At 41.8% G+C, this 21,095-nt stretch carries 21 protein-coding genes and 1 pseudogene; 10 read left to right on the top strand and 12 right to left on the bottom strand.

The features are described 5' to 3' along the window. Position 1: 1 nt before the first annotated feature. The 4 genes from FTT85_RS10995 to FTT85_RS11010 form a co-directional block, all read right to left on the bottom strand. Entirely contained in the window at positions 2–967 is a 966-nt protein-coding gene (locus FTT85_RS10995) for a triacylglycerol lipase (protein ID WP_078189349.1), read from the bottom strand. Between the two features lie 201 nt (positions 968–1,168). Next, a complete protein-coding gene (locus FTT85_RS11000; protein WP_180183551.1) occupies positions 1,169–2,179 on the bottom strand; it encodes a triacylglycerol lipase in 1,011 nt (336 codons plus the stop codon). 367 nt (positions 2,180–2,546) lie between these two features. Beyond that, positions 2,547–3,527: an esterase/lipase family protein gene (locus tag FTT85_RS11005; protein ID WP_373886886.1), complete on the bottom strand. Its 981-nt coding sequence runs from the start codon at positions 3,525–3,527 to the stop codon at positions 2,547–2,549. 42 nt (positions 3,528–3,569) lie between these two features. Then, on the bottom strand, positions 3,570–4,598 hold the full coding sequence (locus FTT85_RS11010; protein WP_180183553.1) for a lipase secretion chaperone: 1,029 nt from the start codon (positions 4,596–4,598) through the stop codon (positions 3,570–3,572). A 153-nt stretch (positions 4,599–4,751) separates the two neighbouring features. On the opposite strand from FTT85_RS11010, the gene truB reads away from it, so the two are divergent. The 3 genes from truB to FTT85_RS11025 all read left to right on the top strand — a co-directional run bounded on the left by truB (position 4,752) and on the right by FTT85_RS11025 (position 7,045). After that, complete coding sequence (gene truB, locus FTT85_RS11015) at positions 4,752–5,660, top strand: tRNA pseudouridine(55) synthase TruB (RefSeq protein ID WP_180183555.1); 909 nt, start codon at positions 4,752–4,754, stop codon at positions 5,658–5,660. A gap of 25 nt (positions 5,661–5,685) precedes the next feature. After that, on the top strand, positions 5,686–6,459 hold the full coding sequence (locus FTT85_RS11020) for a TSUP family transporter (RefSeq protein WP_111884173.1): 774 nt from the start codon (positions 5,686–5,688) through the stop codon (positions 6,457–6,459). Positions 6,460–6,583: 124 nt separating this feature from the next. Then, the gene (locus FTT85_RS11025) at positions 6,584–7,045 is read left to right on the top strand and encodes a hemerythrin domain-containing protein (RefSeq protein ID WP_168378156.1); all 462 of its coding nucleotides are present in this window, start codon (positions 6,584–6,586) and stop codon (positions 7,043–7,045) included. 128 nt (positions 7,046–7,173) lie between these two features. Here the strand turns inward: FTT85_RS11025 and FTT85_RS11030 are convergent, their stop codons facing one another. The 3 genes from FTT85_RS11030 to serA all read right to left on the bottom strand — a co-directional run bounded on the left by FTT85_RS11030 (position 7,174) and on the right by serA (position 10,505). Beyond that, complete coding sequence (locus FTT85_RS11030; protein WP_180026082.1) at positions 7,174–8,043, bottom strand: DMT family transporter; 870 nt, start codon at positions 8,041–8,043, stop codon at positions 7,174–7,176. 242 nt (positions 8,044–8,285) lie between these two features. Then, a complete protein-coding gene (locus tag FTT85_RS11035) occupies positions 8,286–9,155 on the bottom strand; it encodes an EamA family transporter (RefSeq protein WP_180026081.1) in 870 nt (289 codons plus the stop codon). A 117-nt stretch (positions 9,156–9,272) separates the two neighbouring features. Continuing rightward, positions 9,273–10,505: a phosphoglycerate dehydrogenase gene (gene serA, locus FTT85_RS11040; RefSeq protein WP_078192852.1), complete on the bottom strand. Its 1,233-nt coding sequence runs from the start codon at positions 10,503–10,505 to the stop codon at positions 9,273–9,275. A gap of 370 nt (positions 10,506–10,875) precedes the next feature. Between serA and FTT85_RS11045 the strand changes: the two genes are divergently transcribed. Then, positions 10,876–12,285 carry an FAD-binding oxidoreductase gene (locus tag FTT85_RS11045; RefSeq protein ID WP_180039425.1) on the top strand — a complete coding sequence of 470 codons (1,410 nt, stop codon included), beginning with the start codon at positions 10,876–10,878 and terminating at the stop codon, positions 12,283–12,285. Between the two features lie 171 nt (positions 12,286–12,456). Here FTT85_RS11045 and tnpA read toward each other — a convergent pair whose 3' ends face one another. Further along, positions 12,457–12,864, bottom strand: coding sequence for an IS200/IS605 family transposase (gene tnpA, locus FTT85_RS11050; protein WP_180039427.1), 408 nt, complete (start codon positions 12,862–12,864; stop codon positions 12,457–12,459). Positions 12,865–12,888: 24 nt separating this feature from the next. Between tnpA and FTT85_RS11055 the strand changes: the two genes are divergently transcribed. The 4 genes and pseudogenes from FTT85_RS11055 (at position 12,889) to FTT85_RS11065 (ending at position 16,402) form a co-directional block, all read left to right on the top strand. Next, entirely contained in the window at positions 12,889–13,956 is a 1,068-nt protein-coding gene (locus FTT85_RS11055; protein ID WP_180039429.1) for an RNA-guided endonuclease TnpB family protein, read from the top strand. 89 nt (positions 13,957–14,045) lie between these two features. Beyond that, positions 14,046–14,417: a hypothetical protein gene (locus FTT85_RS11060; RefSeq protein ID WP_180039431.1), complete on the top strand. Its 372-nt coding sequence runs from the start codon at positions 14,046–14,048 to the stop codon at positions 14,415–14,417. A 209-nt stretch (positions 14,418–14,626) separates the two neighbouring features. Then, positions 14,627–14,882: pseudogene (locus FTT85_RS18730) on the top strand (hypothetical protein); the annotation flags it as partial. 290 nt (positions 14,883–15,172) lie between these two features. Further along, positions 15,173–16,402 carry an MFS transporter gene (locus tag FTT85_RS11065; protein ID WP_180039433.1) on the top strand — a complete coding sequence of 410 codons (1,230 nt, stop codon included), beginning with the start codon at positions 15,173–15,175 and terminating at the stop codon, positions 16,400–16,402. A 103-nt stretch (positions 16,403–16,505) separates the two neighbouring features. Here FTT85_RS11065 and FTT85_RS11070 read toward each other — a convergent pair whose 3' ends face one another. The 4 genes from FTT85_RS11070 to FTT85_RS11085 all read right to left on the bottom strand — a co-directional run bounded on the left by FTT85_RS11070 (position 16,506) and on the right by FTT85_RS11085 (position 19,730). After that, entirely contained in the window at positions 16,506–16,805 is a 300-nt protein-coding gene (locus FTT85_RS11070) for a DUF3817 domain-containing protein (RefSeq protein ID WP_180039435.1), read from the bottom strand. 343 nt (positions 16,806–17,148) lie between these two features. Then, positions 17,149–17,697 carry a superoxide dismutase family protein gene (gene sodC / locus FTT85_RS11075; RefSeq protein ID WP_180003399.1) on the bottom strand — a complete coding sequence of 183 codons (549 nt, stop codon included), beginning with the start codon at positions 17,695–17,697 and terminating at the stop codon, positions 17,149–17,151. Between the two features lie 116 nt (positions 17,698–17,813). After that, entirely contained in the window at positions 17,814–18,935 is a 1,122-nt protein-coding gene (locus tag FTT85_RS11080; RefSeq protein ID WP_180026123.1) for an AI-2E family transporter, read from the bottom strand. Positions 18,936–19,085: 150 nt separating this feature from the next. After that, positions 19,086–19,730 (bottom strand): ParA family protein, encoded by a 645-nt coding sequence (locus tag FTT85_RS11085; protein WP_180039437.1) that lies wholly within the window; start codon positions 19,728–19,730, stop codon positions 19,086–19,088. A 132-nt stretch (positions 19,731–19,862) separates the two neighbouring features. Here FTT85_RS11085 and FTT85_RS11090 point away from each other — a divergent pair, with 132 nt between their 5' ends. Next, entirely contained in the window at positions 19,863–20,333 is a 471-nt protein-coding gene (locus tag FTT85_RS11090; protein WP_078192492.1) for a Holliday junction resolvase-like protein, read from the top strand. A 55-nt stretch (positions 20,334–20,388) separates the two neighbouring features. Then, positions 20,389–20,991 (top strand): hypothetical protein, encoded by a 603-nt coding sequence (locus tag FTT85_RS11095; protein WP_180183554.1) that lies wholly within the window; start codon positions 20,389–20,391, stop codon positions 20,989–20,991. Positions 20,992–21,095 lie beyond the last annotated feature (104 nt).

Consider the following 21,095-nt stretch of genomic DNA (forward strand, 5'->3'; position numbering starts at 1 on the left):
ATTATAAACCTTGAGATTTTAGGCGGTTTGCATGTTGACGATAGACATCGACAGGATCTGGTGCGAACAACGCTTTGAGACCAAGCACTTGGTTGACTTCATCTAAATGGTTCCAGTTGTAGTTGTCACGAATGGTTTTACCAAATTTGGCACTACAGCGTGATACGAGGCCATCATTGTCTTTTCCGCCATCGATCAGTAATGCGGTCACTTTTAGGGCTGAGTCTAAATCTAAAATATTGGTGATTTGGCCCACACCTGTAAATGAATAGTTATAAATGCCTTTTTCCACGCTATTGCCATCAGCACAATTGGATTTAGGCAAGCCCAGAGGGAATGCGGCATTGTACTTTGCAGAACCCGCTAGCGTTAAACTTGAACCACCTGCCAATGCATCATGAGGGTAAGTCTTTGGATCTAGACCTTGCGCCCAAACGATGGCTTTAGAGACAAAATTCACAGCTCCAACCAAGGGTGCTTCCACAGCGGTGCCTTCAGCTTTTAAAATTAAGTCTGCAACAGGGGAGCCTTGATGAGGTCCTGCAACACTGGTTAATGAAGCCACGACATCTGGGCGAACACCGGCAACATAACGAATCGTTGGTCCACCATGGCTATGTCCAATTAAATTCACTTTATCTGCACCAGTGAGTGCTCGGATTTCAAGAACTTGTTGTAGAAGCTGTTCGCCACGTACTTCGGTGGAGTTAAACGGCGATACGCGCGTTGCCCAGACATTTGCACCATTGCGGGCAAGATCAGGCAGGATTTGATACCAATAGTCGAGTCCAAATGAGTCCGTACCGACGGTAATGAAACCACCCATACCATGGTTAAATACGATTGGATATTTGGTCTTTGCATAGCTAGAACTAGCTTTGGCGGTGACTTGGGTTGCTTGCGATGCAGATACATTACCGATGAATGTAGCTGCAATTAAACCTGCTAAAAATGGTCCGTATTTCATGAGCGATCCTCAATGTATTATTGTTTTATGACAATATTTATTGTCACTTCTAATAAAGCAATAAAGATCACCTGTTGCAAATTGAAAAAGATTAACTGCGCCGCTAAATGTAACAAAATAAAAGATCAAGAACTTCAGATTGATAAAAGTAAATAAGAGGGCCGTAGCCCCCTTATTGCATTTAAACTTCAACGATAAGAATTAAAGTCCTTGCAGTTTTAAACGGTTTGCATGTTGACGGTACAGCGCCACAGGATCTTGTGCAAATAGACCTGTTAAGCCGAACATCATATTGGCTAAATCGGTATGGTTAAGTTTGTAACTGTCATTAATGACTTTACCGATATAAGCACTACAACGTGCAACCATACCGTCATTGTCTTTATTGCCGTAAGACAATGGTCCGAGTTGCATCAGGATCGTATCGATATCAAGTAGATTTGTGGTTTGTGCAACACCGGTCCATGAATAGTACTGAATGCCTTTGCTGTCGACTTGCTTTAAGTTTTTGCTGCAATTTTCTGAAGATGCCAAAACACCGTCAGCTACAGCAGATTTTGCAACCGTACTGTTAAATGCAGCAGAACCTGTTTGTGATAATGATTTCATAGAAGCATCGAAATCAATTTCAAGCTCAGGTTTTGCCTGACCTAAAGCAATCAGTGGGCCGACAATATAGTCACCTAAAATATTGAAGGCAGTGCGAGAAAGTGAGTTGCCTTGAATATCATCCGCTACTTTAGAGCCGTGATAGGTTCCTGCAACACCTGTAATAGACGCAATGTACTGTGGTTTTGTTTGAGCAACATACAATACAGTTGGGCCGCCATGAGAGTGACCGATTAAGTTAAGTTTTGGCTTCCCTGTAATAGCCAAAACATCTTCAACTTGTGCAATTAACTGCTCACCACGATGTGCTGTGGTATTTGCAGGAGATAATTGCGCTGCGAATACGGTTGAGCCATTTCGTGCCATATCTGGCAAGATTTGGTACCAATAATCCAGTCCAATGGTGTCGGTACCGATACGTGACCAACCGAGCCAACCATGCACCATTAAAATTGGATATTTGGTTTTTGCGTAGTCAGATTTTGCTGTTTCCTTCATCTGGAGGACGCTAGGCGCAGCTTGAGTGCTTGCCGATATACTCATCGCTAAGCCTGCAACTGCAGCTACAGAGGCCATCTTGGCCGTGTTTACTAAAGATCGCATAAATGTTCCTTGATCTGATGTTGTTTTTATTACTTTTTAATCATGAAAATACTCTCTGTTTTTAAGCAACATCTTTGTGACTGGCTAGGCCATATCTTTGATTTTAGAGAGTTTGAATAGACAAAGATGCCTTGTCATTTTTTCATGCTCGGTTTGAAATTCCATGTCATTTTAGGACATGGACGGCGTTGAGGTGACAAGTATATTTATATACATTCGTCTTTTATTTTTGCTATTTATTTTAGTTGTTATGATTTAATAACTTATTGAATTAGCTTGTTTAATACTTACAAATAAAAACATTGTAAACAAAAAAGGACGCTTAAAGGCATCCTTTTTAGTGCTGAAAGGGAACCAACTTTTGAGGTTACAGTCCCTGTAATTTTAAACGATTGGCATGTTGGCGGTAGAGCGCAACTGGGTCAGGTGAAAATAGGCTGCGTAGGCCAAAGACCATATTCACTTCATCTAAGTGGTTGTGATTGTAGTCGTCACGGATCACTTGTCCGATGTGGGTGCTACAGCGTCCAACCAAACCGTCATTGTCACGATTTCCATAGGCCAAAGGGGCAAGCTGACTAATCACTGTATCTAATACATCTAATACATTCGTGGCTTGCGCTGTACCCGTCCATGAGTAGTAATACACGCCATTGTCGACTTTGGCACCCGACTGATTGCAGTTCGCCGCTAGTGCTGCGGTTGGAAATTTTGCATTAAATTCAGCCGAACCTTTTTCACTGATTGCGGTAAGTGATGCATCAACACTGTTAGGTAGACTCGAGTTGCCTTCAGCCCAAGTAATAATCGGTGCTAAGAGTTGATCGCCGAGTACCCCAAAGACTGAATTAATGGTTTTATTCGCTTGGATCTTATCTGCGACTAGAGAGCCGCGATAAGTGCCTGCAACCCCAGTTACCGAAGCTACATACTCAGGTTTGATCGCTGCAATATAGCGAGTCGTCGGTCCACCATGTGAATGACCAATGAGGTTCACTTTAGGTTGCCCGGTCAGGGCAAGGACTTCTTCGACTTGAGAGAGTAATTGCTCACCCCGAACTTCTGTCGACTCAAGTGGAGAAACTTGGGCAGCAAAGGTATTGGCCCCATTGCGGGCTAAATCCGGCAAAATTTGATAAAAATAATCCATGCCAAAGCTGTCAAAACCAATGCGGGTAAACCCAAACATACCATGGGTAAACACAATCGGATATTTGGTCTTGGCATAGCTTGCCGAGCTGTTGGCGGTGACATGTTGGAGTCCTGCCGCCGCTTGGGATTGTGTGCTGGCAATCACTGCTGATGCAGCGATGATTGCGCATAAAAGAGCTTGTGGTTTTTTCATCATTTCATCCTGAAATTGAAGTTGTTTTTAAATTGTTGTTTGCAGTTATTCTGCGAAAGGTAATTTTCCACCTTGATCATGTACAGATTCAAAGGTACTGACGCGGAGCTGATCTTCCTTCGATTTAAAATGTTGATTACGGAGTTGCTGCACCGCTTGTTGTTTAGCACTGTCACTCATATTGCTTTTCACAATGCTGTCACGCTCTGTGAGGTATTGATTTACGCTAGATTTCCAAGAGCTGCGCTGGCTGTCTAGATTTTCAAGGCGCTGAGTGGCTTCTGGGCCAACTAAATTTAACCGCATTTGATGGATTTCTTCGCTTGAACCACCACGGGCTTTAATGTCCGCTGTGAGTTTGCGTAAATCTTCAAGTTTATTGATTTGTTCCAGATTTTCTTTCCAGTCTTCTGGGAGTTCATCAAACAGGGCTTTTAGTTTTTTGGCTTTTTCAGACTCAGACAGTTTTTTGTCATTCACCACTTCCATACGTTTCAGCGTGTATTCGTGATAGGTATTTTCCTTGCCAAATAAACCTTCAATTTCATAATCAGAAAAGAACTGTTTTCTTAAATTCTGGGTGCTGCTATAGATCGAGCGATAATATTGAGGTGATTCTTTGTCGTCACTCGGTGGCTGTAAATGACCTAATTGTTCACGATATTTCATATAGCGATCCCACAAATCATAAATTTGGGACAGCGCCGGTTCTTTATGACCTTGTGCAATGTAGGCTTTAAAATCCTTTTTGATTTGATCGATCGACTTTTCACCATATTGAGTGATGAAATATTCAAAACAATTCCGTGTTTGTTCGTTCACGATCAGGTGGTTTGAACCATCCATACTGATTTGACAGTTAACTTCCGTGTCTTGTTGACTTGGACTGAGCAGTGAAGAACCGCTTGTGGCTTGTGCTGTAGCATTTTCGCCCTGAGCTAAAGGCGTATTTTGTTGTTGAATCGATTGATCTGAAGGATCATTTTGTGATGTTTTTGGCGCAAGCCAATACATGAATGCGGCTGCCGCAATAACCACAATGGCTAAAATCAGCCAGAGTTTATTTTTTTGCATATCCCAATGCACCTTTATTCCGTTTTAATTGTTTTATGAGTTCTAAATGTGAACTCAATATGACATAAAAGAATGATAAAAACATAGAAAAGTTGTAAACGCTTAGCATGGATTGATACCATGGCGCAGTTCTCTTTTTGCCCTATTTTAGTCATGAAAAAAGCTTCTCCTAAGATTCAGCGTCGTCCAGTACATGGTGTATTTTTATTAAATAAGCCTTTGGGCATTAGCTCGAATGCTGCATTACAAAAAGTGCGTTGGTTGTATCGAGCACAAAAAGCAGGACATACAGGTGCGCTAGATCCATTAGCCTCAGGTTTATTACCGATTTGTTTGGGTGAAGCGACTAAGTTTTCACATTTCTTGCTCGACTCGACCAAGCGTTATCAAACCACGGTCTTTTTAGGACACAGCACCACGACGGGTGATGTGGAGGGTGAGGTACTGATGGAACAAGCCGTACCTGTTTTGACGGAAGCCACGATTCAGCAGGTGTTGGCACAGTTCGTGGGAGATATTCAACAAACTCCACCGATGTATTCTGCGCTGAAAAAAGAAGGTCGCCCGCTGTACGAGTTGGCGCGTAAAGGCATAGAAATTGAGCGTGAAGCACGTCCAATTTCGATTTATGCCATCGAGTTATTATCATTTAGTGAGAATAGTATTACACTCGACATCACCTGTTCCAAAGGCACATATATTCGTGTTTTAGGCGAAGATATTGCCAAAGCATTGGGTACTTTTGGACATTTGACCTATCTACACCGTACGCAAACAGGGCATTTTGATCTCAATCCAACTTACACTATTGAATATTTAGAGAGTCTGACCGAAGCTGAGCGTGAAGCATTATTGCTGCCGGTGTATTCGCCTGTCGATCATTTCTGCAAAGTGCAAGCGCCGGAAGGTCGAGCTGAATATTTTAGTCGTGGAATGGAAAGTAATATTGAGCATGCTGCGGAAGCGCAGGTTTTGGTATTTGATGGGGAACGTTGCTTAGGTCTAGCGGAAATTACCGATCGTAAGCGCTTAGTACCAAAACGTGTATTAATTCTTGAATAGTCATTAACGCCACTGAAGCCAAATTATGGAAATTGAAATCATCTTAAGCCTGCTATTTTTTGCATTTTTTGCTGGTGCAATTGATGCAGCTGTTGGCGGTGGCGGACTGATTCAAATTCCTGCCATTATGAATGCCATGCCGCACTTATCTCCAGCGACCGTATTTGGCACCAATAAGTTGTCTTCGATCTTTGGTACGGCTTCGGCGTCCTATTCTTTTTTACGCCAAGTCAAACTCCGTTGGAAATTACTTGCGGTCATTGCGAGCTGTGCATTTGTTGCCTCCTTTGTGGGAGCAGCCTGTGTATCAATGATTCCAAAAGAAGTCTTACGTCCTTTCGTTTTGGTCATGTTGATCGTGATAGCGATTTATACCTTTGCCAAAAAACAATTTGGTCAGGTGCATGTACGCCAAGAACTGACTCCTAAAATCCTCGGTTTTGCCGCTATTGGTAGTCTGGTGATTGGCTTTTATGACGGCATCTTTGGACCGGGTACGGGCAGTTTCTTTATTTTCTTTTTTATTCGTTATCTACAAGCAGACTTTTTACATGCCTCTGCTTTGTCAAAAGTCGCCAACTTAACCACCAACCTTGCAGCACTGAGTTTTTTTGCGCCCACTGGCCATGTGTTATTTGCTATAGGCTTAATGATGGCTGTAGCAAATATTTTAGGCTCGATCGTTGGTGTACGTGCGGCAATTAAATACGGTAGTGGCTTTATTCGAATTCTATTTTTGATTTTGGTGAGTATTTTGATTGTACGGCTAGGGTATCAAACCTTTACGGGACAAGCTTAAAACAAAACTTAACAGAGCTGCGCTGTATTCTGATGCTGATATGTTTAGTATAAAAATGAAGCACTTTATTTTGCTGAATGAAAAAATACTCAGCTATCGCTAAGCATCAGAGGGCATCATCAGAATGAATATTTTTGAAGCTTTACGTCAAAGTCATGAACAACAAAGAGCGCTTGCAGAACAATTAGTACAAACTTCTGGCGATAGTCCAGAACGTCGGGATTTGTTTGACCGACTTAAAAATGAATTATTCGCGCATGCTGTCGGGGAAGACCGATATTTTTATATTCCTTTAATGATGACCGATTCGGGGCTAAATATTACCCGTCATGCCTTGGCTGAACATCATGAAATGGACGAACTTTTAGAGCAGTTGACTGAGACTGAATTTAGCAATCCGGGCTGGCTGGCCATTGCCAAAAAACTTTCAGAAACAGTGCATCATCATTTACAGGAAGAGGAACACGGTTTCTTTCAACAAGCCGGTAAAATATTGGATGATAAGCAAAAAGAAGCCTTGGCCAAACAATATTTAGCCGAGTATAAAAAATATAAAAAAGCGGATAAAGACAGTCTGACCGGTTAAGTCCTGTATAGAATCTAGACTTTTTCGAACCTTGTATTTAAAAGCTTAGATGTAAGAGCGCTTAGACAATTTGTTGAAAAATGGCGGCAATCCCGCCATTTTTATTTAACTATTTTGCCTTTAAAAATTTAGCTGGCTGTTTCCGATTTAGAGGAACGCATCGTCACCCCGACTGAGGCGAGCATAATGCACACCAGTGCGATCCATTGCCACATGCCGATACGTTCTCCCAATAAAACCATACCCGTAATAGCTGCCAGAGCAGGTGAGATACTCGACAATGTGCCATAACTCAGCTTGCTTAGAATCTTCAAGGCTTTGAGGTCTAGGGCATAGGGAATCGCTGTGGCTAAAATGGCAATCAATAGTGCTTTAGGCCAATATTGTGTATCCAATAAAGCTGCTGCGTTGTTATAGAGGCCGATGGGTAATAAGGTCAATGCCGATAAACTAATGGCAATGGTCAGTGCATGCATGCCAATATTTTGGTGTACCACTTTTTGCCCGAAATAAATATAAAAGGCCCAACAGAGTCCGGCAGCCAAGGCACACGCCGCACCAATCAGTGAGAAATTACCACTCTGGGCTTGTCCCCAAGGCACCATCAACGCAATCCCTAAGATCGCCAAAAACACCCAAATATAGTCACTACGATTTTTAATCGACAGCAATGCCAAACCTAGAGGCCCAATAAACTCCAGTCCTACAGCAATGCCTTGAGGGAGTTTGCCCAGTGACATATAGAACAAGACATTCATGAGGCACAGGGCTGCGCTATAGCAGAGTAAATCACGCCATTTTAAAAATGACAGCCGTTTTAAAATGTGCCAAGAGCGGAACATCAAACAAATAATAATCGAGGCAAAACACAGCCTTAAAATGGTCACGCTCAGTGGGTCTAGTACCAAAAACAGTTGTTTGGCAAAGGAAGCACTGATCTGATAGGAGATCATGGAGAGCACCATGAAAACAACAGCAAGAAGTTGTGAATTTGGCATGCGGCACACAGTTGTTGGGCGGCGTTGAGCCCTATTTTTGAATCAGTACAGTATAGCGGTTAATGCTGACAGTTGAGTGAATTTTAACATTTGATCAAATCATGATGGGTTCTAAATTTAATATTCTAAGGTTCGGCGGATGTAAGAGCAGGACTGAGCACATCATGATTCAATTTGAATTCAAAAAATTGAGTCTGAGATTCATGCAGTTCATCCATTGTCAGTGGGAACATATTTTGAATTTAAATGACTTTGGCTTTTTGCGTGGTATAGGTACACCCAATCGAGGCACAGATGATGACAGCAAGGGCTAACCACTGGGTCCAAAGTAATTGTTCATTTAAGAAAACAAAACCAGAGAGTGCTGCAATTGCAGGTTCTAGGCTCATAAGCGTTCCGAAACTGAGTGCCGTTAAATTGCGGAGCGCAATCATTTCTAAGCTAAAGGGGATGGCACTGGCTAAGGTGGCTAAAGCAAGAAAATAAAAGAGGCTCATCGGTTCAAAGGCATGTGCAGGAATCCCTACAAATAATGCAATTGGCATGAGCATACACATGCCGACAAACATACCTAAACAAACCGTATGGTTGCCTGAAACGCCAGAGGGTTTCTGACCTGCCACAATATAGAGTGCCCAACAGGCACCTGCGCCAAGGGCGAGGGCAATGCCAACAGGATCAAGTCGTTGTGCAGCTTGGTCAAAAGGAAAAAGTAGGATAAGGCCTAAAATAGCCAGTCCGACCCAAATAAAGTCAAATTTTCGGCGTGCAGCAAATAGTGCGACACTGAGCGGGCCCATAAATTCAAAAGAGACGGCAATGCCGAGCGGGAGACGATCAATCGACAAGTAAAATAATACATTCATCCCTGCTAAGGCACAGCCATAGCTCAGAATAGACGACCATTTCACTTGTTTAAAATTGATCTGCCAAACTTTAAAAATAATCGCCAAGATCAAAGCGCCCAGCATTAAACGCATGGCCGAAACGGTCAGTATGGGAAATTGACCGAAAAGATATTTGGCAAAGGAACCGCTGCTTTGCATGCTGATCATGGCAATAAGCAAGATCAGCGGTGCTTGGACAGCCGGTGCAACTTTAAAATTTGGCATAGACTAAATTTGTTTCGATGACTCGAATAGCGGGAGATTGGCAAAAGCCAGATTTTAAAAGTCTACTACAATAAAAAAACCACAGCCCGAAGGCTGTGGCTTCAGTGTCTAATTAATTTAGAACAATACGCGAACGCGGATGGTACCTTCCACTTCGTGAAGAGTATCCAAAGCTTCTTTAGATGCAGTTGCATCAACGTCCATCACAAGATAGCCCACATCGCCTTTAGTCATTAATGACTGACCAGAGATGTTGATACCGTGTTCAGCAAACAAGTTGTTGATTTTTGAAAGAACGCCTGGCACGTTTTTGTGGATATGAAGTAAACGGTGTTTGCCTTCAGTCAACGGTAACGCGATTTCTGGGAAGTTCACTGCAGATAAAGTCATACCTTTATCAGAGTAAGCAACGAATTTTTCAGCAACTTCAAGACCGATGTTCGCTTGCGCTTCCATCGTAGAACCACCAACGTGAGGGGTTAAAATCACGTTGTCTAGGCCACGAAGTGGAGAAACGAATTCTTCACCGTTTGCTTTAGGTTCTTTAGGGAATACGTCTACAGCCGCACCAGCAATATGACCAGATTTGATTGCATCAGCAAGATCTTCAATGATGACACATGTACCACGTGCAGCATTGAGGAAGATTGCGCCTTCTTTCATTTGAGCAAATTGGTCTTTGCCGAAGAAGTTGCGAGTTGATGGAACGTCTGGAACGTGTAGAGATACGACGTCTGCATTGGCAAGAAGTTCACCCATAGAACCGACTTGACGTGCATTACCCATTGGAAGTTTAGTTACGGCATCGTAATAAATTACGTGCATACCTAAACTTTCAGCAAGTACAGAAAGTTGCGAGCCAATCGAACCGTAACCAACAATACCTAAAGTTTTACCACGAGTTTCAAATGAACCAACTGCAGACTTGTTCCAACCACCACGGTGAGTTGAAGCAGATTTTGCAGGAACACCACGAAGTAATAGAATCGCTTCAGCAAGTACTAGTTCAGCAACTGAACGCGTATTTGAGTATGGTGCGTTAAATACTGGAATACCGCGAATCATTGCAGCATTTAAGTTCACTTGGTTTGTACCGATACAGAAACAACCCACAGCAATCAGTTTGTTCGCCGCTTCAAAAACTTCTTCAGTTAATTGAGTACGTGAACGAATACCAATGAAGTGAGCATCTTTAACCGCTTCTTTCAACGCTTCACCCTCAAGCGCAGTTTTACGGTAGTCAATGTTGGTGTATCCGGCAGCATTTAGAGTGTCGATTGCGTTTTGGTGAACGCCTTCTAACAACAAGAAACGAATTTTATCTTTAGGTAGAGAAAGATGTTGGCTCATTACGGCTCCGCTACAAAGGCCAAATTTAGTGCGCATATAATAGCATAGGAAATTAGCCGATATACATTTCCTTTATGACCCAAGACGTTGCTATTTTGGCAAATGATGTGTCAGAACAGGTCGAAAATGGTCGAATTAACCTTGTAATATTCAACAAAACATTGCAAAAACAGCTTTTTCTATCGGTTTTGTCAAAAAAAGCCAGTTATAGCTTATAATAATGCGACTCAAGCTAATCAGTACGATTCCGCTACTGATTGAATGCCCCCAGTTTCAGGCTTCTTCTTAAAATATGCATTGCCGCAGTTTTAACTGAAGATGATCTGGACCTTTAAAAAAACTTGTTTACTTCTTGCAAGGTCTGAAAACGATGAATGCTCCAGTCGCTTTAACCCCAGAGTTATTGACCCAATTGACCGCTATTGTTGGCGAAAGCCGAATTAAAACCGATGCGGATAGTCTCCAAAATTGGGGTCGTGACCATACTAAGCACTTCGATCCAAACCCGTCGGTCGTTGTTTTCCCGTCAAGCACTGAACAAGTTCAACAAATTGTCAAACTCGCAAACCAATTTAATGTAGCGATTACCCCAAGTGGCGGTCGTACCGGTTTATCTGCGGGTGCGGTAGCAGCCAACGGTGAAATCGTGGTGAGCATGGACAAGATGAACCAAATTTTGGAATTCTTCCCCGCTGACCGTATGGTTCGTGTACAAGCAGGTGTGGTAACTGAACAACTGCAAAACTATGCTGAAGAACAGGGCATGTACTACCCAGTAGATTTTGCATCTTCAGGTTCGTCACAAATTGGTGGCAACATCGGGACCAATGCCGGTGGTATTAAAGTCATCAAATACGGTATGACTCGTAACTGGGTGTTGGGTATGACTGTAGTGACTGGTAAAGGTGACATCCTGCGTTTGAACAAAGGCATGATCAAAAACGCGACAGGTTATGCGCTACAACACTTATTTATTGGTGGTGAAGGCACTTTAGGTTTAGTAACTGAAGCTGAAATTAAGCTCGAACGTCAACCACACGATCTACAAGTATTGGTTCTGGGTGTACCTGATTTTGATGCAATCATGCCGGTATTGCATGCTTTCCAAAAGAAAATCGACCTGACTGCATTTGAGTTCTTTGGTGAACTTGCAATGCAAAAAGTATTGGACAATGGTCATGTTCAACGTCCGTTTGAAACGCCATGTCCGTTCTATGTATTACTTGAGTTTGAAGCACCATTTGAACCGATTATGGACGCGGCAATGGAAATCTTTGAACATTGCATGGAACAAGGTTGGGTACTGGATGGCGTGATGAGCCAAAGCCTAGACCAAGTACATAGCTTATGGCGTTTACGTGAAGACATTTCAGAGTCGATTGCACCATTTACCCCATACAAAAATGATATTTCAGTACTGATTACGCATGTACCTGCATTTATTAAAGAAATTGATGCAATTGTGGCAGAGAACTACCCAGACTTTGAAATTTGCTGGTTCGGTCATATTGGTGACGGTAACTTGCACTTAAATATTTTGAAACCTGCGGATTTGTCTAAAGATGAATTCTTTGCAAAATGCCAAGTCGTGAACAAATATGTATTTGAAACTGTGAAAAAATATGACGGTTCAATTTCGGCAGAACACGGTGTAGGCATGACCAAAAAGCCTTACCTTGACTACACCCGTTCAGCAGAAGAAATCGAATATATGAAAGCTTTGAAAAAAGTATTCGATCCAAATGCGATTATGAACCCGGGTAAATTATTCGATCTTTAATTTTTAAAGACGTACTAGAATGCATCTTCGGATGCGTTTTTTTATGCCTTATTTTAACTCCGATTTTTTAAACAGCTTAATATACATCTATTTTGTCATGTTGATTTACCAAATGGAGCGAAAAGCCCCCCCATCGTTCATGTTGGGGATATAAGCGACCACCGTTAGGTGTTAATGTGATGATTGTTGTTTAATATATTGCTTAATAATCTCCAATGGCGCACCACCACAACTTGAAGCAAAGTAACTTGGCGACCATAAAGAGCCACCCCATAATTTGCTTTTAATTTCAGGAAATTCTTTCCTTAAGTGGCGACTTGAAACACCCTTTAAGCTATTCACTAAATTTGAAACAGCAACTTTGGGTGGATAATTGATTAATAAGTGAACGTGATCGTCTTCGCCATTAAATTCGGTTAATTCAGCTTCAAAGTCCAAACAGACTTTTTTAAACATCCTTTTCATTGAATCAAGCATTGATTTTGTAAAAACGTCTTTTCTATATTTAGTCACAAATACCAAGTGAACGTGCATATTAAAAACACAGTGGCGACCTGATCTTATTTCTTGATTTACCATGATAGACCAATTAAAATATAAAGCATGAAAACACTTAAATTACGCATAAAAGACAAACATTGCAAGGTGCTAGACCAATTGGCATCTGAGGTGAACTTTGTTTGGAATTATGTGAATGATTTAGGGTTTAAACATTTAAAGAGAAAGGGTGAATTTCTTTCATCCTATGACATTGATAAGTACACCAAAGGCGCATCTAAAGAGTGTGGATTACACAGCCAAACCATTCAGGCGATTTCTGCTGAACTCGTTACCCGAAGAAAGCAGTTTAAAAAAGCCAAGCTTAAATGGCGTGTCAGCAATAAGAAATCAGCAAGAAGATCACTTGGATGGATACCGTTTAAGAAAGTAGCGATCAAATACGCTGATGGATATGTTCAATATGGCAAACAACAATTTAAGCTATGGGATAGCTATGGCTTAAGTAAATACTGTATTAAAACAGGCTCATTTGTTGAAGATAGTCGTGGGCGTTGGTATGTGTGCCTTGTAGTGGATTCACTGAAACAAGAAAAACCGACAGCCACCAAAGCCATAGGCATTGATCTAGGCTTAAAGGACGTTGCAACCTGTTCAGATGGTACCGTGATTTCAAATCCTAAATTCTATCGAAAATATGAACAGAAACTAGGAATTGCTCAACGAGCAAACAACAAGAAGCGTGTACGTGCATTACATGCAAAAATTGCAAATAGTCGTAAAGACCATTTGCATAAGGCAAGCAGCATGCTTGTTAAGGAAAATGCATTGATTGTTGTTGGTGATCTCAGTGCTAAGAAACTCGTAAAAACTAAAATGGCGAAATCTGTTTTAGACACAGGATTTTCGGCACTAAAAACAATGCTCAAGTATAAATGCGAGAACGCAGGCGTATTGTTTGAGGAAGTCAATGAGAGTTTCACCTCCCAAATCTGTTCGTGCTGCGGTGAGATCACCGCAAGTAGTCCGACAGGTAGGATAGATTTGCGAATAAGAGAATGGCAGTGCAGTAATAAAAAATGTCTCAGTCTAAATGATCGGGACATTAATGCTGCAAAGAACATTCTTGCGCTTGGGCATAAGCGTCTAGCTGTAGGAATCACCTCCGTTTAAGGGAGGTGAGGATGTCAAATTGCTTAAATAGTGTTTTCTGTAAAAAATCTGCATGATAATGTGGTAAATCATAATTTTGAGTTGGGCTTATGAATCGTTTAATGGTTGTTTCTGCATTGTGTGTGGGGATGTTAGCGGGTTGTGCGACAACGCAGAAAATTGTGTCTAAAGTGGGTTCTTCTGCTACACCACTCGATCAGGTGTTAAAAGAACGTCCCGATTTGAGTAAAGAGCTGTCGACTGTGGAAATTCGTCAGTACTTTAACCGTGTGGAATCACCAAATGCAGGACAGGTGAAAGTGACTGAAACGGGTTTGATGGATGATTCAGTGAAATCGATTCGTACCATTTATAGTTTTAGATTTGTGGATGGGGAGTGGAATCGCGTAAATACGCAGAAGGAATATCAGTGCCAACGTGGTAAAAATACCAAGACTTTCCAAGCGACGAAGTGTCCTTAAACTGTAAAAAGATACGGTCTAAATTTTTTATAAAATATTCAGTATGGCGAGGTCCTTTCATTTAAAATTCGATGATTGGAGCTGGTATCTACTTTTGTTTCGGTAAAATGAGAAGTGTGCTTCGTAAGGAAACCAACTTGCGGAGCAACCTCCTTACCGCAAAACTCGTCAAATACCTTCTTCTATTGAGTAGGTCGCAGAAACGTTACATGTTGAAGTGTGTCCTGACTCGGACAGTTGCGAATGAGTTTCCGTGTATCTTAATTTTCATCCACGTCAATGACTCAGGTTCACCCGTGGGGGATTTTGCCCCTGTCACCTCCGTATTTTTCCCATTATGAATTGGGCAATACCGTGTCGCCTTTTTTATTGTTCGACCATTTAGGGATTAGGTTTCTGAAACCAACCCAACTGAAAAAAGGTGTGCTTGAACACCCACATCGTGGATTTGAAGCAGAATCGTTTTCTGTGTGCACTAGCCAAAACACCTGATGCTGAATAAAGCCAAAAAATACACATACAGTTAGAGAAAACGCTGCTAAACTAGATGAACTTACTCGGTACGTACGATCTGCTGTTTAAGTTCTGATGAATTTCTTATTGGCGTCTTGTGAATACGGCGCAAACCTTGCAAATTTCCTGCACTCTCCAAATTTTATATTTTAATATTTTACAGTGTTTGTCATTGAGCTGACGCGTCTTTCCACGAATATAGACTATGCCTGATTCCGACACATTTTTATATGTAGATAACAATGCAAAACGTACATACTGCAAAGTTAAGCCGTGCCACGTTGATGTTTCCTTTGGCATTGGTGTTATTTGAATTTTCAGTCTATATCGGTAACGATTTAGTCCAGCCAGCTATGCTTGCCATTACCCAAGAATTTGGGGTGAGTAGTGCGTGGGCACCTTCTTCCATGTCGTTTTATTTACTTGGTGGCGCGTGTGTCGCGGCTATTTTAGGGCCTTTGTCTGACCGCCTCGGCCGTAAAGTCGTACTGCTCGGTGGTGTGGCTTTTTTCACACTGTGTTGTTTGGCGATTTTACTGACCGACACTATTGAAAGCTTTTTAACCCTGCGCTTTTTACAAGGCTTTGGATTATCCGTAATTTCTGCTGTGGGCTATGCCGCCATTCAGGAAACTTTTGAAGAGCGTGACGCCATTAAAGTCATGGCATTGATGGCCAATATTTCCTTACTTGCACCCTTGATGGGGCCAGTACTTGGTGCCTTTATGATTGATCATGTGTCATGGCATTGGGGTTTTATTGGCATTGCTTTTCTGTCCTTTCTGAGTGGGTTTGGTTTAAAAGCCAAAATGCCGACGCAGCAGATCAGTATTCCGAAACAGCCGATTGGTTATATTTTTGATGACTTTAAACAGGTATTGAAAAATAAACGCTTTTTGGCCCTGACTTTTGGACTGCCGATGGTGGCAATGCCATTGATGCTCTGGATTGCACTGTCACCAGTGATCTTGGTGGAGGAATTAGGGCTCAGTAGCATGCAATATGGTTTGGCACAATTCCCCGTATTGGGCGGTTTGATTATTGGGAACTTGGTGTTGATTAAAATTATCGACAAATTGCCTTTAGGTCAATCGGTCATGATTGGTTTACCGTTGATGCTGTTGGGAACAGGCTTGGTAGTGCTTGGCATGTTCACACCGACTTATTTTTTAACGTTACTGATTATAGGAATGACTTTGGTCAGTTTTGGTGAAGGCATTAGTTTCTCCGTATTATACCGTTTTGCCTTGATGTCATCTGAGGTATCGAAGGGCACTGTGGCAGCAGCCGTTTCAGTTTTAATGATGATTTCATTCTTCGCGGTGATCGAGTTGGTGCGGGTGCTGTATGAAGGCTTTGGCTTATGGGCGTATAGCTTGACCGGCGTTGGCTTAATTTTACTGTGGTTTAGTTTCCCACGGTTTTTTGTTAAAAAGATTATGCAGCAGCGTAAAGCTAGGGGTGAGTTTTAAAAGTAGGCTAAACGGTAGTTCGCTATTATCTACCCATAAATCAGCGATAAAAAAAGCCCGACAATGTGTTTGATCAAGTGGTTGGGCTTTTTAAATTGTACGATTAATTTTGTGTAGTAAGTTGTTCAGACTGCTTTAATTTACGATCAAAAATAAAAGGACCAAAAGGCAAAATAGAAGCAATCAGGCCCATTAAAAACACACTAAGGGACCATTTTTGTTTTTCACAGACCACAAACAGCACCGCCAAGAATGCAATAAAGAGCACACCATGACCCATGCCGACGTATTTCACCAAAATTGGATTGTCCATCAGGTATTTCATGGGCATAGCAATAAACAATAATAATAGAAATGAAATGCCTTCTAATAGGCCCACAATACGTAAGGTCTTGATATTCATGTACAGTTTACATTCAAAGTCATTTAAGCCTTGAGTGTACCTGAAATAATGGGCCAAACCTAATATTTATTAAACAGATAAAATCCTTAAGTTGATGTATTTTAATAAATTAATTCTGAGTGATGGGCTTGGTTTAATTCAATATATGCTAAAGCCATTATTGAGTTTCGGCTTTTCATAATTAGCGTTTGAGCAATATCTATTTCGGTAGTGTGTTTTTGTGGACAATGACATGCTGAGGATATTTTGGAAAGTAGACTGAATTTTTTCAATAAACTGCTTATTTTAGGTAAGAGAAAAGCGGACTTAAAGTCCGCTTGTTCAAATCTATATGCAAAGTTGATTATTGAATCACACCACAGGCAATACGGTCACCGCCACCGCCTAGAGGTTTAGGGTCGTCAGAGTAATTATCACCACCGGCATGGACCATGATGGCTAAGCCTTGTACATCCGCCAATTTCAAGCGTGGTGCAATTAAATTCACTTTTGCTGTGCCATCCGTTTGAACTTGAAGGATCGGTAAGTCACCCATGTGACCGGTTAACGGTGTACCGTGGTGAGGTGCAGCTTTAGGGTTAAAGTGACCACCCGCAGCGAGTGCAGCACCCACTTTTCCATCTTTTTCAGCTGGGGCACAAGAACCTTTTTCATGAATATGGAAACCGTGTGGACCCGGAGGAAGCTGGGTTAAATTGGTATGAATAACCAAGCCAGCAGGGCTATCAACCAAGTTAATTTGACCGATGCTTTGACCAATACCTTGAGCAGTCACGGCATTGACCGTCACGGTTTTTGCATTCAGACCTGTTGAAGTCGAGGTACTCGCACAGCCTGTAAACATCAGGGCACTGACCGCAGCAAGCGCACCGAATTTAAATAGTGAAGACATGTTTGGCATCCTGTCTGTTTTTATGGAGTCTCAACCATTGAAACAGATGCGAATACAGGATGACAGATAATTTAAGTATTTGATTGTAATATTTGTTTAATGAATTCAAGCCTGAATTAAGGTTGTTCAGGCTTATCATCTATATTGTCTAAGTTATGTGCCAACGTTGCTTTGGGCATCATGACGGCTTCAATTTGGGTTTCATGCAACCATTCACGCCAAATGGCTAACAATACAGCCAAGATCACTGGCCCGATAAATAAACCAACAAGACCGAAACTGGCGATCCCACCCAAAACACCAAACATGATTAATAAGAATGGAATCTGCGTTGCCCCTGAAATCACTAAAGGACGAATCACGTTATCGGCTGTACTCACCACACAAACACCCCAAGCCATGACGCCAATGGCTTCAATGGTTTGACCTTGTGAAAATAACCACAACGATACAGCGGTATATGAAATCGGTGGGCCAAAAGGAATCAGTGCCAACATGAAGGTAATGATGGTTAATAACATTGGGTTAGGCACATCGGCGACAAAATAGCTAACACCGGCAAGTAAAGCTTGGGCAATGGCGGTAAGACCGATGCCATACACTACGGCACGTGTAGTATCCGAAATAGTGGCAAGATAATGATGAATACGTGGCCCGATCACCATTTCGAGGGCTTTACTGACCTGACTTAAAATGGTTTGACCATCACGATAGAAGAAAAATAAAGACATCACGGCAAAACACAGCTTAAAGATATTTTTACTGACTTCGCCGACCAGAACTTTACCGTAGTTCAAATGCCCCTGAATCCAAATTTGTACCGATTGAATAATACTGTTCGGGTCATTGTTCAGTTCATGCAGGGTACGACTGACTTCTTTACCAATAAACGGCAGTTGGCGAATAAAATCAGGCACATTGACATGACCAGAGAAAACTTGCTTTTGTAATTCAAAATACAAGTTACGGCCTTCATGTTGTAACAAGAAGATTGCAAAAATCACCGGCAGACCCACCACGAGTACCACCAGTAAGATCATCAGCGCCGCACTTAGATTTGCACGATTGCCACAAAAACGATGTACTGATTGATACAGCGGCCATGTCATATAAGCAATAATCGCAGCCCAAACGACGGGCACAATAAAGTATTTGAGTACGCTAAAGCTCAAAAAAATCAGGATAAAAAATAATCCGAACAATAAGACTTTTTGTAATGTAGGTGCGAACGTTGGCAATGCGTGCTCTGATTTTTTCATCATGTTGTGTTCAATCTTAACCGAAAAAAAAGCTCCCGAAAACGAGAGCTTGTTAACTTATGGTGAATATCTTTCAGGCTAGATCCTTGCAAGATTGGCCTTTATATCAGCGAAATGTGGAATGATGGGTTAAAACCACTCGGCTTCGTCTTCAATAATGGCATTGAGCACAGGTTGCCATTGTTGTTGCATACCGAGGTACAATTTTTGCGTTTTGTCAAAAACTGAAAGACCTTGCATGGCAAGTTGACCATAAGCGGTACGTTCAGAAATCCAAGCAACGGGCTGTTGTTCAACTTTATTGAAAAAATCTTGAATTTCTTTGGAATGAGCAGAATTGTGTTTTACACGATTGGCAAGCAATAAGATTTGGACTTTACCTTTACGAATCCGTTTAATTTCTTGCAAATGCTTTAAAAAACGACGGGTCGAGTCGATGTCAAAGAAAGATGGTTGTAGCGGGGTAATGATGGCATGGGCTTCACTGACCAACTGATCTGCATGTTCACCCGATAACGCACCCGGTGCATCGATAATTAGATATTCAATCCCTTTTGGTACATCACCAATCGACTTTTCATGACGCCAATCTAGGCTCTGAATTGGGGCGGCAGTCTCTGGGCGCTGTTTGAGCCATTGACGTGCAGACTTTTGATTGTCAGCATCTGCCAAGGCCACTTTATAACCTTTTTGCGCAAGTGCAGAGGCTAAACTGATTGCTGTGATGGTTTTGCCACAACCACCTTTTTGATTGGCAATTAATATCGTTTTCATCGACCTAAATAGATTTTATTCTGCTCATCCCTAGCATATCATTGTTTAATGCGGGGAATATGACAAAGAACCAAAGTCTAAGTTTTTTCTATACGTTTCGCTGTAATATATTAAAAAGATTAGGAATTTTAAATGTCTGTCTGGATGGCCATGCTCATTGGCGCGTGTATTGGGATTGTACTGACCACCTTAATATTAAGTGGCAGTCGCAATGGAAGGATTAAGGCAGAATACGAGCAATATATTGCAGAACTAGAATTGGAACATCAGCAGGCATTGGCCCATGCACAAAAACGCAGTGTAAATACCAGTCGTGCTGTTTTAAAAGGCAAAATGGCTGAACAAATGGCGCCGATCATGCCTGAATTTCAGTATTTACCTAGCGATGCAAAGTTTCTCGGTGACCCGATCGATTATGTGGTTTTTGATGGTTACACTGATTTTCGTGATGGTGATGGACTCGCTGAAGACATTGAAGTGGTGCTGATTGATATTAAAAGTGGTGGGGCACGTTTGACCAAAGGGCAACAAGCGATTGCTCAAGCCATTGCTGAAGGGCGAGTGCGTTTTGAAACCATCCGAATTGATTTTGAGCATATTTAAGCTCGCTTGATTCAGGCTCAGAACCGTCGAAAAGTAATAAGGACAGAATATCCACATGGAAAAACTCTTAGCGACTGCAGCCGTTTTTGCGCTCATGCTGTGGATATGGTCTGAATATTTTCGTGCCATTCCACATTTAGAGCAAACTGGTGTGCTGAAAAATTTTCAGGTCACACCGACTCAGGCATTTTCCGGTGAATATTTGCTGTTGGATAAACGCTACTACAGTGCGAGTAGTCGTACTTTACATCCGGCAGCACCGACCGTGGTGGGTGGCTTTCAAGACTTGGCCTATGTCAGCAATATTGATCTGCTACTGAGTTCAGGCGCAAATGATTTCCAGTCTTTAAAATATCATCTTGAATGGTCGCAGCAGAACCGATGTTTTAGCGTACAAGCGAAAAATGTACCCTCGACACAAGTTGAACAGCTCAAGTCTGAATTGCAAAATGTCAGTGTGATTGCTCAATCCGAAGACGTTACAAATCGTATTCGCCGTTTAAAATCAGGGGATCGTGTGGAGATTTTGGGTGCATGGGTGGATGTGCATTCCATCAAAACAGGGAAGTCGTATCACACCTATAATGTGTTGAATAAAAAGCCCTGTCATATCCTAAAAATTAATGCCATTCGATTAGGGTCTGTTGACATTTGTTGATTAAAAAAATAGCGAGATAGTAAAATTAAATCGCCAAACCCAATTTTACACTCGCTATGCCTCGAACAATGCTAAATGATCAACACTGGTCCAAGTTACTTGCT

Origin of the sequence: Acinetobacter sp. YH01020 (genome assembly GCF_013420275.1) — a bacterium.
GTDB lineage: Bacteria > Pseudomonadota > Gammaproteobacteria > Pseudomonadales > Moraxellaceae > Acinetobacter > Acinetobacter amyesii.

Coding starts and splice junctions, on each gene's coding strand:
- FTT85_RS10995 (WP_078189349.1), bottom strand. CDS start 967: ATGAAATACGGACCATTTTTAGCAGGTTTAATTGCAGCTACATTCATC.
- FTT85_RS11000 (WP_180183551.1), bottom strand. CDS start 2,179: ATGCGATCTTTAGTAAACACGGCCAAGATGGCCTCTGTAGCTGCAGTT.
- FTT85_RS11005 (WP_373886886.1), bottom strand. CDS start 3,527: ATGATGAAAAAACCACAAGCTCTTTTATGCGCAATCATCGCTGCATCA.
- FTT85_RS11010 (WP_180183553.1), bottom strand. CDS start 4,598: ATGCAAAAAAATAAACTCTGGCTGATTTTAGCCATTGTGGTTATTGCG.
- truB (WP_180183555.1), top strand. CDS start 4,752: ATGAAAAAAGCTTCTCCTAAGATTCAGCGTCGTCCAGTACATGGTGTA.
- FTT85_RS11020 (WP_111884173.1), top strand. CDS start 5,686: ATGGAAATTGAAATCATCTTAAGCCTGCTATTTTTTGCATTTTTTGCT.
- FTT85_RS11025 (WP_168378156.1), top strand. CDS start 6,584: ATGAATATTTTTGAAGCTTTACGTCAAAGTCATGAACAACAAAGAGCG.
- FTT85_RS11030 (WP_180026082.1), bottom strand. CDS start 8,043: ATGCCAAATTCACAACTTCTTGCTGTTGTTTTCATGGTGCTCTCCATG.
- FTT85_RS11035 (WP_180026081.1), bottom strand. CDS start 9,155: ATGCCAAATTTTAAAGTTGCACCGGCTGTCCAAGCACCGCTGATCTTG.
- serA (WP_078192852.1), bottom strand. CDS start 10,505: ATGAGCCAACATCTTTCTCTACCTAAAGATAAAATTCGTTTCTTGTTG.
- FTT85_RS11045 (WP_180039425.1), top strand. CDS start 10,876: ATGAATGCTCCAGTCGCTTTAACCCCAGAGTTATTGACCCAATTGACC.
- tnpA (WP_180039427.1), bottom strand. CDS start 12,864: ATGGTAAATCAAGAAATAAGATCAGGTCGCCACTGTGTTTTTAATATG.
- FTT85_RS11055 (WP_180039429.1), top strand. CDS start 12,889: ATGAAAACACTTAAATTACGCATAAAAGACAAACATTGCAAGGTGCTA.
- FTT85_RS11060 (WP_180039431.1), top strand. CDS start 14,046: ATGAATCGTTTAATGGTTGTTTCTGCATTGTGTGTGGGGATGTTAGCG.
- FTT85_RS11065 (WP_180039433.1), top strand. CDS start 15,173: ATGCAAAACGTACATACTGCAAAGTTAAGCCGTGCCACGTTGATGTTT.
- FTT85_RS11070 (WP_180039435.1), bottom strand. CDS start 16,805: ATGAATATCAAGACCTTACGTATTGTGGGCCTATTAGAAGGCATTTCA.
- sodC (WP_180003399.1), bottom strand. CDS start 17,697: ATGTCTTCACTATTTAAATTCGGTGCGCTTGCTGCGGTCAGTGCCCTG.
- FTT85_RS11085 (WP_180039437.1), bottom strand. CDS start 19,730: ATGAAAACGATATTAATTGCCAATCAAAAAGGTGGTTGTGGCAAAACC.
- FTT85_RS11090 (WP_078192492.1), top strand. CDS start 19,863: ATGTCTGTCTGGATGGCCATGCTCATTGGCGCGTGTATTGGGATTGTA.
- FTT85_RS11095 (WP_180183554.1), top strand. CDS start 20,389: ATGGAAAAACTCTTAGCGACTGCAGCCGTTTTTGCGCTCATGCTGTGG.